22 protein-coding genes and 1 tRNA gene are annotated in these 13,228 nt (G+C 34.5%); all 23 read left to right on the forward strand.

All coding sequences use genetic code 11. The features are described from left to right. The first annotated feature begins 86 nt into the window (after positions 1 to 86). On the forward strand, positions 87 to 1,040 hold the full coding sequence (locus IGK86_RS06910) for a DNA cytosine methyltransferase (RefSeq protein ID WP_142430075.1): 954 nt from the start codon (positions 87 to 89) through the stop codon (positions 1,038 to 1,040). A gap of 5 nt (positions 1,041 to 1,045) precedes the next feature. Continuing rightward, a complete protein-coding gene (locus tag IGK86_RS06915; RefSeq protein WP_438742614.1) occupies positions 1,046 to 1,516 on the forward strand; it encodes a YopX family protein in 471 nt (156 codons plus the stop codon). Continuing rightward, positions 1,513 to 1,866: a hypothetical protein gene (locus tag IGK86_RS06920; RefSeq protein WP_438742215.1), complete on the forward strand. Its 354-nt coding sequence runs from the start codon at positions 1,513 to 1,515 to the stop codon at positions 1,864 to 1,866. The genes IGK86_RS06915 and IGK86_RS06920 overlap by 4 nt, the downstream gene beginning before the upstream one ends. Further along, positions 1,867 to 2,145, forward strand: a complete 279-nt coding sequence (locus IGK86_RS06925; RefSeq protein WP_010712975.1) for a hypothetical protein — start codon at positions 1,867 to 1,869, stop codon at positions 2,143 to 2,145. Positions 2,146 to 2,158: 13 nt separating this feature from the next. After that, positions 2,159 to 2,644: a DUF1642 domain-containing protein gene (locus IGK86_RS06930; protein WP_438742217.1), complete on the forward strand. Its 486-nt coding sequence runs from the start codon at positions 2,159 to 2,161 to the stop codon at positions 2,642 to 2,644. Continuing rightward, complete coding sequence (locus IGK86_RS06935; RefSeq protein ID WP_438742220.1) at positions 2,645 to 2,866, forward strand: hypothetical protein; 222 nt, start codon at positions 2,645 to 2,647, stop codon at positions 2,864 to 2,866. Between the two features lie 83 nt (positions 2,867 to 2,949). Then, complete coding sequence (locus IGK86_RS06940; RefSeq protein ID WP_010774470.1) at positions 2,950 to 3,366, forward strand: ArpU family phage packaging/lysis transcriptional regulator; 417 nt, start codon at positions 2,950 to 2,952, stop codon at positions 3,364 to 3,366. Between the two features lie 560 nt (positions 3,367 to 3,926). After that, positions 3,927 to 3,997 (forward strand) — tRNA-Arg (locus IGK86_RS06945). Positions 3,998 to 4,167: 170 nt separating this feature from the next. Then, on the forward strand, positions 4,168 to 4,398 hold the full coding sequence (locus IGK86_RS06950; protein ID WP_438742222.1) for a hypothetical protein: 231 nt from the start codon (positions 4,168 to 4,170) through the stop codon (positions 4,396 to 4,398). Between the two features lie 6 nt (positions 4,399 to 4,404). Beyond that, positions 4,405 to 4,719, forward strand: coding sequence for a hypothetical protein (locus tag IGK86_RS06955; protein ID WP_438742224.1), 315 nt, complete (start codon positions 4,405 to 4,407; stop codon positions 4,717 to 4,719). After that, complete coding sequence (locus tag IGK86_RS06960) at positions 4,712 to 5,023, forward strand: HNH endonuclease (protein ID WP_438742616.1); 312 nt, start codon at positions 4,712 to 4,714, stop codon at positions 5,021 to 5,023. The genes IGK86_RS06955 and IGK86_RS06960 overlap by 8 nt, the downstream gene beginning before the upstream one ends. Before the next feature lie 327 nt (positions 5,024 to 5,350). Next, positions 5,351 to 5,719 carry a hypothetical protein gene (locus IGK86_RS06965; protein ID WP_023895545.1) on the forward strand — a complete coding sequence of 123 codons (369 nt, stop codon included), beginning with the start codon at positions 5,351 to 5,353 and terminating at the stop codon, positions 5,717 to 5,719. Next, on the forward strand, positions 5,713 to 7,356 hold the full coding sequence (locus tag IGK86_RS06970; RefSeq protein WP_438742226.1) for a terminase large subunit domain-containing protein: 1,644 nt from the start codon (positions 5,713 to 5,715) through the stop codon (positions 7,354 to 7,356). The genes IGK86_RS06965 and IGK86_RS06970 overlap by 7 nt, the downstream gene beginning before the upstream one ends. 9 nt (positions 7,357 to 7,365) lie before the next feature. After that, positions 7,366 to 7,536 (forward strand): hypothetical protein, encoded by a 171-nt coding sequence (locus IGK86_RS06975; RefSeq protein WP_202576242.1) that lies wholly within the window; start codon positions 7,366 to 7,368, stop codon positions 7,534 to 7,536. Positions 7,537 to 7,580: 44 nt separating this feature from the next. Beyond that, entirely contained in the window at positions 7,581 to 8,756 is a 1,176-nt protein-coding gene (locus IGK86_RS06980; protein WP_438742230.1) for a phage portal protein, read from the forward strand. Then, positions 8,734 to 9,498: a head maturation protease, ClpP-related gene (locus tag IGK86_RS06985; protein WP_202575914.1), complete on the forward strand. Its 765-nt coding sequence runs from the start codon at positions 8,734 to 8,736 to the stop codon at positions 9,496 to 9,498. The genes IGK86_RS06980 and IGK86_RS06985 overlap by 23 nt, the downstream gene beginning before the upstream one ends. Before the next feature lie 25 nt (positions 9,499 to 9,523). Then, positions 9,524 to 10,642 (forward strand): phage major capsid protein, encoded by a 1,119-nt coding sequence (locus tag IGK86_RS06990; RefSeq protein ID WP_172759987.1) that lies wholly within the window; start codon positions 9,524 to 9,526, stop codon positions 10,640 to 10,642. Between the two features lie 78 nt (positions 10,643 to 10,720). Beyond that, positions 10,721 to 11,032, forward strand: coding sequence for a hypothetical protein (locus IGK86_RS06995; protein ID WP_192190546.1), 312 nt, complete (start codon positions 10,721 to 10,723; stop codon positions 11,030 to 11,032). After that, positions 11,013 to 11,387, forward strand: coding sequence for a phage head-tail adapter protein (locus IGK86_RS07000; RefSeq protein WP_373465608.1), 375 nt, complete (start codon positions 11,013 to 11,015; stop codon positions 11,385 to 11,387). The genes IGK86_RS06995 and IGK86_RS07000 overlap by 20 nt, the downstream gene beginning before the upstream one ends. Next, entirely contained in the window at positions 11,384 to 11,776 is a 393-nt protein-coding gene (locus tag IGK86_RS07005; protein ID WP_438742233.1) for a hypothetical protein, read from the forward strand. The genes IGK86_RS07000 and IGK86_RS07005 overlap by 4 nt, the downstream gene beginning before the upstream one ends. Continuing rightward, a complete protein-coding gene (locus tag IGK86_RS07010; protein WP_438742235.1) occupies positions 11,773 to 12,168 on the forward strand; it encodes a hypothetical protein in 396 nt (131 codons plus the stop codon). Before IGK86_RS07005 ends, IGK86_RS07010 begins: the two co-directional genes overlap by 4 nt. Before the next feature lie 31 nt (positions 12,169 to 12,199). Then, positions 12,200 to 12,808, forward strand: coding sequence for a major tail protein (locus tag IGK86_RS07015; RefSeq protein ID WP_174114237.1), 609 nt, complete (start codon positions 12,200 to 12,202; stop codon positions 12,806 to 12,808). A 61-nt stretch (positions 12,809 to 12,869) separates the two neighbouring features. Continuing rightward, positions 12,870 to 13,199 carry a hypothetical protein gene (locus IGK86_RS07020; RefSeq protein ID WP_202575916.1) on the forward strand — a complete coding sequence of 110 codons (330 nt, stop codon included), beginning with the start codon at positions 12,870 to 12,872 and terminating at the stop codon, positions 13,197 to 13,199. Positions 13,200 to 13,228: the final 29 nt, after the last annotated feature.

Here is a 13,228-nt window from a genome sequence, read left to right on the forward strand (position 1 = left end):
CGATGAGGATCGTTGGGATAATTTTTAAGTAGAAGGAGGAGTGGAGGTTTGGTCGACCATAAAGAATTCTTTACTCCTTTGGAATTATGATACAAATTTTAGAACTATTTGGCGGCATTGGTGCGCCGAGAAAAGCATTAATAAATTTAGGAATTCCTCACAAATCAATTGATTATGTTGAATGGAATGAAAAAGCAGTACGAAGTTATAACGCTATGTTTGAAAAAGAAATAAAATATCAACCGCAATCTGTTGTTGGATGGAATTTGAAGCCAGATATTTTAGTGCATGGTAGCCCTTGTCAAGATTTTTCTATTGGTGGTAAGCAATATGGCGGTAATGTTGAAGATGGAACAAGAAGTAGCCTGATGTTTGAGACACTTAAAATTATAGAAAACTTTGGTATATGGAAACCTCAAGTAGTAATTTGGGAGAATGTTCCGAATGTATTCTCAAAAAAACTAGTTGGAGCGTTTCAAAAATACTTAAGTGATATGGAAAAGCTAGGATATTTCACAACATATAAAATCTTAAATGCAATGGATTTTGGTATTCCTCAAAAACGAAAAAGAGTATTTGCTATTAGTAAATTAGATGGTGAACCATTCAACTTTGATCTACTTAAACACAGACCACTAAAACCACTGGGGGATTTTCTGGAAGTCACCACTGATCAAAAATATTTGGTGACACAGCCTAGCATGTTATCAAAGATTAGAAGTAAAAGTAGCTTAGCAAATGGTTTCAGTGGCAGATTAGAAGTCGTAAACGATTTTGTTTATACGATTACCACGAGACAAGATCGATGTCCCAATAGCGGTTTGATTGAGTATGAGAAGAACAAATATAGAATTCTAACTGAAAAAGAGTGCTGGAGGTTAATGGGATTTGATGATGATGATTTTAACAATGCTAAAAAAGCAAATCCTGGAAAAAACGAAAAGTACAAAAATACGACACTTTATCATCAAGCAGGAAACAGTATTGTAGTCCCTGTTTTAGAAGCGATTTTTGAATGTTTATTACCAGAAAGCGAGTGAACAAAATGATTCCAAAATTTAGAGCGTGGGATACCTACGAGAAAGAAATGATAGAAAATGTTACACCTTTGTTTGATGACTCGAATAGCATGATGGCCATAATTACGGATTTTCAGATTAAAGGCAGTCCTGGTACGTCTAAAATAGAGATAGTAAGTTATGATACAACTTTTAATTGGGATGAATTTCCTTATGTCATCATGCAATCAACAGGCTTGAAAGACAAGAACGGCGTTGAAATTTTTGAGGGTGATATTTTGAAAATAATAGAAGTAACAAATGAAGGTATTTCAGAATACATTACTGATGTTATTTGGGAAGACTGTTCATTCGTGTTTAAAAGTGAGGGTGTAGATTACTATGACACTTTTTTAGGGGCGTTTTCAGGAGATCCAAATACGACATACCCACTTTTTGAACTATTAGTCATCGGAAATGTATGGGATAACCCAGAACTATTGGAGGGAACAGAATGAGTGAACTGAATCAATTAATTGGTTTTCTTGAAGAACAATTAACAGTAAGCGAACCAACACCTGATTATACTAGGCATAATCAGGAAATTATAACATATATTGAATATCTAAAATTAATGAAGCAACCGCAGCTCAACGAAAATCAGCAGATTGTGCTGGATTGGTTGAAAGAATCATGCAAATTACACGGATTACGTGAAGTTATCGAAATCATGGGATTTTTATCAACTACTGGTGGAAAAATGAAGTATAAGCAAGTAGCTTATGCATATGGTGATTTAAATGATGATGAATTAGCTCAAGTATTACAGTCATTTAGCCAGTGGGTTTGGGAACAGGAGGAAAAATAAATGAAATTTTACGAAATTAAAGAACCTTATTTTGCATTAATCGCTGCTAAAGATGAAAAACAATGTTTAAAACTTTACAAGGATATTGTTTGCGAAGTAGAAGACGAAAAAGAATTTTTTGATGATATGAAAACAATTGATAAATACGAAGCGTTGAAAATGGTTGCTGACAGCAGAGTGGGAGAGCAGGAAATGACAGGAATTGAAAGAGCTTTTGAAGATTTAGAAAATCTTGAAGAAAACGGCGAAGTATTGTTAATCGATGGTAGCTTGCTTTAGGAGGGAAACAGCGATGAATAAACAAGAATTGATTGAAGAGTTAGAATGTTTAGAAGTTCCTACGGATAGCTATAATTATTTGAGAGGTGCTAACTATGCTGTTGAAAAAGCAATTAGCTTAGCAAAACAACTAAAAGAATCGAAAAAAGCTGTGGTGCCGAATTTCGTGGCGGAGTATATAGAAATAAGAAAAAGAGATTATGAAGTAGGCGGTCTAGGTGCTGCGATCATTAAAGCTTTAAGGTCATGTAATGAGCCTGATTTAGAATCTTGGATGAATAATAATACTGAAGTGTTTGCTCGTGCATGGCTTGACGGCTACGAAGTCAAGAAAGAGCCGCTTTATTATGTGAAGTTGCCAGAAATTGGATATATGAGATTTGGATTTTGTATACCTGTTACAGAAAATATAGAAGAAGCAAAAAAATATACTGAACAAGAAATCAAAGCAGTTGACGAGCGCTATTGGCCGTTTGCTGTGAAGGTGGAGGAAGAATAAATGAAATACCAGGTTAGCTGGGAAAACAAATTAACAAACGAAATAAATATACATGGAACGTTCGAGACATTGCAAGACGCCTTACAATCAATTTATGATTGGTGGGACAAAAATGAATTTACTACACGTTACATTCGGCACTGGAACACTGGAAATCGTACGACTATTGATTACGGAAGTCACCACATGTTTTATTATATTTCGGAAGTAGAGGACGAATAAATGGAAAAATAAAAAGCCGGATCGCTCCGACTGTGAGTAATGTTTTCGACATAGTTATTATACCACAAAAGGAGCGATTCCACTTGATTCAATTGCTAAAAGAAGTAGATTTTCGACAAACAAAAGCGAATGCTAGAAATGTGTTGAAGAATTTTAGACGTTTAGAGCGAATAGCTGGTCGCTCTTTGATAGATTTAAAATCACCAATTATTACAGATATGCCTAAAAGCCAAAGTCATGGGAACAAAGCAGAAGATGCGCTAGTACAATTAGCAGATGCAGAAGCAGAAAGAGACGCAATTTTATCTGCGCTTATGGCATTAAGCCTAACTAGCAGACAAATTTTGCATTATAGTTTCTGTGTGCAGGACCATTACTCTAATTATAAAATCGCAAGAGAAGTCGGCTATTCTGAAAGAAGTATTCAAAGAATGAAATCAGAAGCTTTGATTGAATTCGCGGAAGCTTACCGAAACGGCAAAATAATTGCATATAAATAATTTTTGGCGGTTTTTTGGCGGAAAGTTGGCGGTTTTTATCAATATGTAGATGTTACTATGGTAGTGTCGAAAGATAAGGAAACGAGGTAAGGCATGCATTACCTATCTTAGCTCCGTTTCGCTTATCTTTTGAGGTTACCTACAAAAAAATAAAGAATAAGGATGTGGAGAGTCCAGTTCTTTCTGTCTCGTTTAGTCATAGGTAGCAAATATTGCAATAAACTTGGCATGAAGCTTACACGTAGACGTACGCTGAAAGCCTTCGTCAAGATAGCGCTATGTAAGTTGCAATGATCACTCACAAATCAGACGTTCTCAAAAATAAAAGAATGGGGTGTAATTCCTCTCTCTTTTTCTACAGGTTTGTGAGTGATTTATCGCTGTGGCGGAATAGGTAGACGCTCGTACGTGAGATTAGACATTGGAACAACGTATAAGTTCATATGTAGGGCTTTGGCCCATCGGGTAAATCTAATCATGCAAGGTGCAAATCCTTGCCAGCGATATTGAGTTTGTGGTAGGCAATCTCAAAAATGGCATAGTATAAAAATCCTTTCGGTTGGCGTGTAGCATCTGGGATGCAACGAGCATATAGCGAGATAAGAGGCAGGTTCGATTCCTGTCACGCCAATAGGTAGCTTTGCTACTTAAATAAAAGAATCGTCAATAGATGTTTCTGCTACATTCACGTGAGGCACTAGCTTGCAAGTGCCTCTTTTTGTTTGGAGGAATTGTTGTGTTTAAGTTATTTGAAGTCATTAAGCAGAAAAAAGATATAAAAAAACTAATAGGAGAGAGAACATGAAAAGTTATTGGTATGTATCGTTAACACATAAATATCCACAGCCGAACCGTTCAACTGATTCAGTACGTGTTGTAATGTCTGTGCAGATAAAGAAGAATGCATCTATTGTCGAAATGACGAGAGAAGCTACACCGAAAGAGATTGATTCTTGTAAGCTAGTTTATTGTGGTCATGGTAGTTGGGAAGATAAGCATATACAAGAGAATATAAAGAAGTACGTGAGGTGATAACAAATGAGTAAAAAAGAACAGATTAAAAAGCAACAGGCGCAGTTTTTAGAAATTATGAAGAAGATTCGTGAAGAGAAAGATGTAGATGCAATCGCAGAATTGTTTCTCGAAATCATTTCAGTATATGGCTTGAAGATGGATGAGACATCAGCATTACTTTATTACGTTCAGAAAGAAACACTTGAAGCAGATCACAATGCACAGTTCTTAAACGAACGATTGGAACTCGATGTTAAGTCGCTAGGTATTGAAGGAGTGTTACAAGTTCAACGTGCTTTGGTTAACACTTACCTTTCTAATATTGCCAACAATGATTGATGTATCATCCAAACAAGCACGAGCAAAGTTCTATAGCTCATCAGAGTGGAGAAGATTAAGACAGCAGTGTTTAGAGAAGGACCATTACGAATGCCAGTGGTGCAAACAAGAAGGCAAGCTAACAACTCAATATGATTCTATTCTTGAAGTGGATCACATTAAAGAGTTGGAACATTATCCACAGTATGCCTTAGACATAGACAACCTTAGAACTTTATGCAAAGACTGTCATAACAAACGACACGGAAGATTTAACTATAGAGAATCGAAAAGAAAAAGAAAGTGGGATGATGAATGGTGGTAAGCATGGAAGAAGCAAGAGTATCTGCGTTCTGCATGACTAACAAACATCAACACAATGAAATGAATGAAAGGCTAGGTGTGAGATACATAGCACGAGCTGAAGTGTTTTTTCCAACTTGTAAATGGAAAAAACAGAGAAACGAAGTTGTGGGAAATAATTTGCAAAAATCAACCAAAAGTGGGGGGATAACATACCCCCCCATCGAAATATTTTGCCCTAAAGTGGGGACAGCGGGAACCGGTGGATGGGGTCAACTGTCCAGAAAAATAGAAGTTCTCACGTACAACCCCCCCTTATTTACATAATGTTTAGAAAAGAGGTGAGTTCATGTCGAAGTTAGAAGAACGAGATAAACTCGTGAAAAAAGAAAAAAATAGGCTAATGAGGCTATTTAAAAATATACCAGAGAATAAGAAAAAAGCTGTGCAAGGTTTGATAATTCAAGCAGCTAGATTGCGTGTTTTGCTCGATGAAATGTGGGAAGATATATCAGAAAATGGCGATTATGAAATGTTTTCTCAATCAGAGAAACAAGAACCATATGAGCGAGAAAGACCAGTGGCCAAGTTATATAATTCAAGAGATGTTAGTTATCAAAGAGTTATAAAACAATTAACAGATTTAATTCAAGAATCTACAGAGGAAGATTCGGCAGGAAAATCACCTCCTTCTGATGGAAGTGATTTAATTTGTTAAGTAATAAATACGTTGAAGCATATTTTTCTATGTGGGAACAAGGAAAAATACAATTAAATAAAGAAAGAATTCAATTAATAGATTATCTTAAAGAAAAGGTATTGTGTCGCAATGATTTGTATTTTGATGAAAAACAAATTGAGCAATATATTGCATTTTCTGAAAAGAATTATTTTGAAATTGATCCATGGGAAAAATTTATAGTTCCGTTTATTTTTTTGTATTTTAAAGATACAAATGAAGTGTTTTTCGAACGTTTTTTCATAACTTTGGGACGTGGAGGAGGAAAAAACGGGTTTATTTCAACCTTGTGTAATTATTTTATCAGTCCGTTACATGGAATAAATAACTATGATGTGACTATTGTAGCTAATTCAGAAGAACAAGCAAAACGTTCCTTTGATGAATGTTTTAATAAAATAGATGCTAGCGAAACTTTACGTCGTCATTTTAAACATGGTCGGTCAAAAATTATTGGAAAAAAAACAAACAGCGTTTTTAGATTTGCGACAAGTAATGCTAAAACAAAAGATGGGGGACGAGAAGGCTGTGTTATTTATGATGAAATTCATGAAATGGTAAATTCTGCAATTGTAGATGTTTTTTCAGGTGGTCTTGGTAAAGTGGATAATCCACGAGAATTTTTTATTTCTACTAATGGTTTTGTTCGAGAAGGATACTATGATTTGTTAATGGAAAGTTGCATAGAAGTTTTAGAAGGGAAAAGTTCAGAACGAATTTTTCCTTTTATTTGTAAATTGGACAATATTAAAGAAATGGACAATGAAGAAATGTGGGAAAAAGCAAATCCTGCTTTATGTAAACCATTAACTAAAAGAGCAGAACGATTGTTAAGAAAAATTCGGAGTCAATATGAGGCTTTGTTAAAAGCACCAAGTGGCAGACGTGCCTTTGTAACGAAACGAATGAACTTGATTGAAGGAAATGAAGAAAAAGATGTAACTACGATTGAGAAGTTAAAAGCAACGAATAGGACTTATGCTATTGCAAGCGGTCAAAGTTGTGTCGCAGGTTTTGATTATGCAAGTATCAGAGATTTTGCAAGTGTAGGTTTGTTATTTGAAGTTGATGGAAATTTTGTTTGGAAACAGCATAGTTTTGCAAGAAAGCAGTTTTTGGACACTTTTAAATTGAAAGCTCCTATAAAAGAATGGGAGAGAGAAGGACTGATTACGATTGTTGATGAACCTTCAATTGATCCTCAACACTTAGTAGATTGGTTAAACGAACAACGGTTAATGTATTCTATTGAGCTAGTATGTGCAGATGGTTTTCGCATGGACTTATTAAAGCCTTTGCTGGAAAAAAATGATTATCAATACGAGTTTTTGAGAAATCCACGAGGTGTTCAAGCCAAAATAGCACCAATTATCGAAGATGGTTTTGCTAATGAACGTTTTATTTTTGGAGATGATCCATTGATGAGATGGTATACAAACAATACGTATATTAAAGAAGATGGACAAGGTAATCGAACTTTTTTGAAAAAAGAACCTGTTCGGAGAAAAACAGATGGCTTTCATGCATTTTTAGCAGCTTTGTATAAAAGAGACTGGATTAACGAAAGTGTTGATTATAAATCAGCTTTTGATATGTTGGATGAATTAGAATTTTAAGAGGTGATCATGATGTATAAACCCCAATACTTAAATATAGAACGAAAAGAAAAATCTGCTTATGGAAGTAATGCTGCATATTTCTCAAAAATAATTGTTAAGAGTAATGGGTTTAAATGGGCTGTTCCAAAGAAAAAAATAAATAAATCTGGACGTCGTTTTTTAGGGAAAATCAGATAAAAACCTTTCGGAATATTATTTAATAAGAGAGAGGAGGTGAACGAATGAGTTTATTCGATCTTTTAAAAAGTACATCAGCTAAGAATAGAGCAATTCAAGAAATGTTGGATTTTGAATTTATAAGTGAGGTATCCACCCGAGCCTATTTAAAACGTTTAGCACTAGATTCTGTATTGAATTTTGTTGCCCGAACTATGTCAACGATGCAAATTCAAATAAGGGATGGTACAAAAAGTGAATGGGAATATTTATTAAATGTTCGCCCAAATAAAGATATGTCAGCAAATGATTTTTGGCAAAGATTTTTTTATACTTTACTGAAAAATAATGAAGTATTAGTCATTGTATCAGATGATGATCAATTGTTAATTGCAGATAGTTTTTATCGCAATGAGTATGCTTTATATGAAGATGTTTTTGAGGGCGTTACGGTAAAAGGATATACTTATCAGAGAAATTTTAAAATGTCTGATGTTATTTATCTTCAATACAATAACGATAAATTAGAAAAGTTTACGGATGGTTTATTTAATGATTATGGCAAGCTTTTCGGTCGTATTCTGGAAGTAGCTATGCGAAATAATCAAATTCGAGCTTCTGTATCAATCGATCAAACGGGTAGCTATGGAGATAAGAAAGATGAAAACGGAAGAAGTACTCAAGAAAAACTACAAAAATTTGTAAATAAGATTTATAAATCGTTTAAAACAAATTCTGTGGCAATTGTTCCAAAGCTTAAAGGGTTTGACTATGAAGAATATACAAATAAAACCAATTCTTCTAATCAATCGTTAGAAGAATTAGAACAATTGAAAAAGACTTTAATTAATGACGTTTGTCGAGCAATAGGCGTTCCTTCTGCTTTAATTCATGGAGAAATGGCAGATTTAGAGTTTAACCTTAAAGCCTATCAAAAGCTTTGTATCATGCAATTAAAAGATAAGTTACAGTCTGAGCTTAATAATAAAATACTTGAAAAAAGTGAATATAAAAAAGGCCAAAGAATTGTTATTGAAAATGTTCTTAAACGTGATCCATATGAAGAAGCAGTCAAGATTGATAAATTAATTGCTTCAGGTGTATTTACACCAAATCAAGTATTAAGAGATTTTGAATACGATGAATCTGATGAACCGTTTATGAATGAACATCATATAACTAAAAACTATGAAAAACTGAAAGGTGGTGAGGAAGAAAATGACAGTGAAAATCAAGATTAATGGACCGATTATTTCTAATGATGATAAATGGTTTTATGATTGGCTCGATATGGATGCAACTTGTCCAAAAGATGTTTTGGATTTGCTGCCAGTAGAAAATGAATCTGTAGAAGTAACCATCAATTCTTATGGTGGTCTTGTAGATATGGGAAATGAAATTTACACAGCATTGCGTTCTTATGAAGGCGATGTAAAAGTAAACATTGTTATGGCAGGAAGTGCTGCAAGCATTATTGCTATGGCTGGAAATACAGTAGCGATTAGCCCTGTTGGACAAATTATGATCCATAATGTAGCCATGGGTGCTGGTGGAGATTATCATGTTATGGATAAAGCCAGCGAAATTTTACAAAAGGCTAATTCTTCTTTGGCTAATGCTTACGTTGCGAAAACAGGAAAAACGAAAGAAGAAATCTTAGCGTTAATGGACAAAGAAACATGGTTAACCGCAGAAGAGGCTGTTGAAAATGGTTTTGTAGACGAAATCATGTTTGAAAATATTGAACGTCCGTTGTTAGTTGCTGATGCTGGAAGTGGTCTTATTTCAAAAGATATTATCAATGAAGTGAAAAAACTAAAAAATCAGCAAAATGAATCGGTGACAATGGTAAATAAAGAAGAATTAAAGGAAATGATTGCTGAAGCTATCATTGAAGCCAAACAAAAGGAAATTACAAGTGAACAAACTATTGAATCTAAAGAATCAACAAACGTATCACCGTTTGCTAGATTCTTATTTTAATACACATTTTTAGGAGGAATTGATTATGACAATTAAATTATCGCAAGAATTTGAACAAGCAAAATTAAATTGGATTAATGCTGTTCAAAATGAAGAGTCTATTGAAAAACAAGGACAATTGTATGGCGAAATGCTTGATCAATTATTAGTAGAAGCGGAAAAAGCAGGAGAAAAAGGCGCAGAATCAATTGCGGCAGTTTCTAGTAAAGATAGAAACATGGATGCTAAAACACGCAAATTTTATAATGAAATTAATAAAGAAGTAGGGTACAAAGACGAAGAGCTGTTACCAGAAGAAACAGTAGATGAAATTTTTAATGATTTAACGACAGAACATCCGTTATTGTCTGCAATTGGCTTACGCAATGCAGGGTTAAGATTGAAATTTTTGAAATCTGATACAAGTGGAGTAGCTGTTTGGGGAAACGTTTTTGGAGAAATCAAAGGACAATTAGATGCAGCATTCAGCGAAGAAGAAACAATTGATAACAAATTAACCGCATTTGTCGTATTACCAAAAGATTTAAAAGGTTATGGGCCATCATGGATTGAGCGTTTTATTCGATTACAAATTCAAGAAGCTTTTTCTGTAGCCTTAGAATTAGCCTTTTTAACTGGTGATGGGAAAAACCAACCTGTAGGATTGAATCGTAAAGTGGCGAAAGGAACTCCTGTATCGGACGGGAAATATCCAGAAAAAGAACCATCAGGAGAATTAACTTTTGCCGATTCAAAAACAACAGTTAATGAGTTGAAAGAGCTATTTAAGCATCATTCAACAAAAGAAAACGGTAAATCTTTAGCTGTAGCAGGCAAAGTAAATTTAGTGGTGAATCCAGCAGATGCTTGGGATGTAAAAGCACAATATACTTTTTTAAATGCTAATGGAGTATATGTTACAGCATTACCATTTAATTTAAATATTATTGAATCTGTAGCACAGCCTACTGGTAAAGCATTGTCATTTGTAGTCGGAAGATATGATGCCTATATGGGTGGTTCTATGGGTATTCAAAAATATGACCAAACTTTAGCTCTTGAAGACTTAGATTTATATACAGCCAAAGGTTTCTATTTTGGAAAAGCAAAAGATGATAAGGCTGCGGCAGTTTGGACATTATCAGTAAGTACATTAGAAAAGTAAAACGCCCCACAATAGGAACAATTACACCTACGACAGATGGGGCTAATGTGGAATTGACATAGTTAAAGGAGGGATTTGATGACTAACGAAGAAGCATTGAAATTAGCCGAATTAAAGTTAGGAAAATTCAAGAAGCGGATGAAGATTTTTGGATCATCGGAAGATGATTCGTTAAAAGAAATCTTAGCCGCTTCTTTTTTACGACTTAATTCGCTAATTTATCCAACTAATCCCGAAAATGATTTAACTTTCATTGAGCTAGTTTTTGAAAGAAGTCGTTATGTTTATAACGATTCTTTAGAGTTTTTTGAAACAAATTATCAATCTGATATTTTAGCTTGTTCTTTAAAATATGCGGAGGTGTCTGATGATGATACATCCGAGTTATAAAACGCCCAAAATTAATAGTGGAAATCTTCGAACGCCTGTTCAATTTTGGAGATTTGTTCCAAACGATGGACCAGAACCAATGGAAGAAAAAAGGGAAAAGTTATATGAATGTTTTTGCTTGGCCTACAATCCCTCAATGAAAGATATGGAAATCTTGAATGCCAAAGGAACAAATGAGGGATTAACAATTAAAATCCGTGATCCCCATCAAGACTATATCCCAACTAATAAACACAAAGTAATTATTGATGATTACAGAGTGTTACCTAAAGGGAAAGAATGGGAGATTGTAGATGTTTCACCTGATTTTGAAGATAACCGCTTTATTAAAATTGTATTGGGGGCTACATCATGAGCGAGATAATCGGTTTAGAAGAAACGCTCAAAAATATGGAAACACAACTCGGAGCTGCCAGAGTCAACAGAATAGCCAATAAAGCATTGAGAAAACAAGGTGAAAGAAACAAACAGATTGTTAAGAAATACATGGCCAGTTATATGGATTCAGGGAAAACACATGATTTAGTAATAACTAGTGGTATAAAAAGTAATCCTAAGCGAGTGGAGACTGGTTGGGCTTCAAAAGAACGTGCACCTATCGTTCACTTAAACGAATTTGGCTACACACGTCATGGAACTTATGTGCGCCCTCGTGGAATGGGAAAACTTCAAGCAGCAGCTGATGAAATCCAAGCGAAAGCATTTAAAGAAATGAAATCGGATATGGAGGAATTAGCAAAATGAAAGACATGATGATGGAGGTTTACGATGCGCTGATTAAAAATGAAACAATCAAAAAGTTAGTAACACCTCAAAGAATCAAATTTTATGAAGTACCTGAAAATTTAGATATGACAAAGCCTTTTATTGTTATTGATAATTTTCTTGGTCCACAAACCAATGCTTATTTTGCTAATAATAAAGCATTATCTATTCGGTTTAATTACCAAATCAATGTTGAAAGTATGGATAGAATGACAACCAAGCGAATTTCTAAAGCAGCGGAAGAAACAATGAGGCAAATTGGCTTTGGTCGCCTTGAAGGCGGATTAGACCAATATTTTAGTGAAACAAAACGTTTTGTAGATGCAAGACGCTACAGAAAAAATACACAAATTCATGACACCAATTATTAATTGGTGTCTATTTTTTAGGAGGAAAACAATTATGCAAACATATGGTTTTAGCAGAATTACAATTAAACAATTAGATAATGAATTGAATCCAGTTGATGGAAAAAAATATACTGTTGAAGGTAAACCAAGAGAAGGTGCAGCAGCAAGTTTTGAAATTACTGGTTTGAAGAAAGAACCGTCAAAAGTATTTGGTTCAAATATTGCATATTATGTAGCTCGCAAAGGGCATGGAGATATTGCAGCTAATTTAGGTATTTTGGATTTTCCAGCAACTATTGAACATGAAATTTTAGGACATAAAAAAGCAACGGAAGAAAGTAAAGTTTATCACATTGGAGAAGATACAGAGCCACCATATTATGCAGTTCTCATTGAATCAGAAGATTTGTATGGTGAAAAAATTGGTTTTGGTATGTATGCAGGAACATTTTCATGCGATGGTATCAAAGGAGAAACGTTAAATGATGATGACTTTACACCAGAGCCGGGAGAGTACGTTTATTCTGCTATTTCTCGCCAAGTAGGAGATAAAAAAGTAACCGTTGGTTTTGCTGATAATTCTGAAGCATTAGAAGAATTGAAGAAAGAATTATTTGGAGATGAAACACACGAATTGGAAAAGTTACAAGCCCCACAGTAGGAACGATTACACCTACAACAGATGGGGCAACAATTGAGATGTTTTAAAAGGAGGAAAAGTAATGCCTGATACATTCAGAATTTACAAGAAGAGTGGAGAAAAAATTGCTGAAGGTACAAGTCCGTTAGCAATTACAGGATTATCATCTGGAACAGTAGTTAATGAAGGTGATTATCAAGCAACTCGTGTTAAAGGAGAGCGAGAATCTGAAAAGGTTAATATTGCAGGATTTACCGTTCAAGAAGCAAGAGGGCTAAATACTGCTGCTAATGATAAACCAACAGAAAATAGTACAGTACCAGAAATTAAGGAATGGTTAACTAAACATAATATAGATTTTTCAGGAAAAACATTGAAAGCTGATTTATTAGCATTGATACCGAACGACTAGTTTTACTAGTCGTTCTTTTATGATGAAGC

Origin of the sequence: Enterococcus sp. DIV1206, from assembly GCF_051712485.1 — a bacterium.
In the GTDB taxonomy this organism is placed as follows: Bacteria; Bacillota; Bacilli; order Lactobacillales; family Enterococcaceae; genus Enterococcus; species Enterococcus faecalis.

Bases quoted from the DNA above. Each gene is read 5' to 3' on its own strand.
- IGK86_RS06910 (WP_142430075.1), top strand. From the start codon at position 87: ATGATACAAATTTTAGAACTATTTGGCGGCATTGGTGCGCCGAGAAAA.
- IGK86_RS06915 (WP_438742614.1), top strand. From the start codon at position 1,046: ATGATTCCAAAATTTAGAGCGTGGGATACCTACGAGAAAGAAATGATA.
- IGK86_RS06920 (WP_438742215.1), top strand. From the start codon at position 1,513: ATGAGTGAACTGAATCAATTAATTGGTTTTCTTGAAGAACAATTAACA.
- IGK86_RS06925 (WP_010712975.1), top strand. From the start codon at position 1,867: ATGAAATTTTACGAAATTAAAGAACCTTATTTTGCATTAATCGCTGCT.
- IGK86_RS06930 (WP_438742217.1), top strand. From the start codon at position 2,159: ATGAATAAACAAGAATTGATTGAAGAGTTAGAATGTTTAGAAGTTCCT.
- IGK86_RS06935 (WP_438742220.1), top strand. From the start codon at position 2,645: ATGAAATACCAGGTTAGCTGGGAAAACAAATTAACAAACGAAATAAAT.
- IGK86_RS06950 (WP_438742222.1), top strand. From the start codon at position 4,168: ATGAAAAGTTATTGGTATGTATCGTTAACACATAAATATCCACAGCCG.
- IGK86_RS06955 (WP_438742224.1), top strand. From the start codon at position 4,405: ATGAGTAAAAAAGAACAGATTAAAAAGCAACAGGCGCAGTTTTTAGAA.
- IGK86_RS06960 (WP_438742616.1), top strand. From the start codon at position 4,712: ATGATTGATGTATCATCCAAACAAGCACGAGCAAAGTTCTATAGCTCA.
- IGK86_RS06965 (WP_023895545.1), top strand. From the start codon at position 5,351: ATGTCGAAGTTAGAAGAACGAGATAAACTCGTGAAAAAAGAAAAAAAT.
- IGK86_RS06975 (WP_202576242.1), top strand. From the start codon at position 7,366: ATGATGTATAAACCCCAATACTTAAATATAGAACGAAAAGAAAAATCT.
- IGK86_RS06980 (WP_438742230.1), top strand. From the start codon at position 7,581: ATGAGTTTATTCGATCTTTTAAAAAGTACATCAGCTAAGAATAGAGCA.
- IGK86_RS06985 (WP_202575914.1), top strand. From the start codon at position 8,734: ATGACAGTGAAAATCAAGATTAATGGACCGATTATTTCTAATGATGAT.
- IGK86_RS06990 (WP_172759987.1), top strand. From the start codon at position 9,524: ATGACAATTAAATTATCGCAAGAATTTGAACAAGCAAAATTAAATTGG.
- IGK86_RS06995 (WP_192190546.1), top strand. From the start codon at position 10,721: ATGACTAACGAAGAAGCATTGAAATTAGCCGAATTAAAGTTAGGAAAA.
- IGK86_RS07000 (WP_373465608.1), top strand. From the start codon at position 11,013: ATGATACATCCGAGTTATAAAACGCCCAAAATTAATAGTGGAAATCTT.
- IGK86_RS07005 (WP_438742233.1), top strand. From the start codon at position 11,384: ATGAGCGAGATAATCGGTTTAGAAGAAACGCTCAAAAATATGGAAACA.
- IGK86_RS07010 (WP_438742235.1), top strand. From the start codon at position 11,773: ATGAAAGACATGATGATGGAGGTTTACGATGCGCTGATTAAAAATGAA.
- IGK86_RS07015 (WP_174114237.1), top strand. From the start codon at position 12,200: ATGCAAACATATGGTTTTAGCAGAATTACAATTAAACAATTAGATAAT.
- IGK86_RS07020 (WP_202575916.1), top strand. From the start codon at position 12,870: ATGCCTGATACATTCAGAATTTACAAGAAGAGTGGAGAAAAAATTGCT.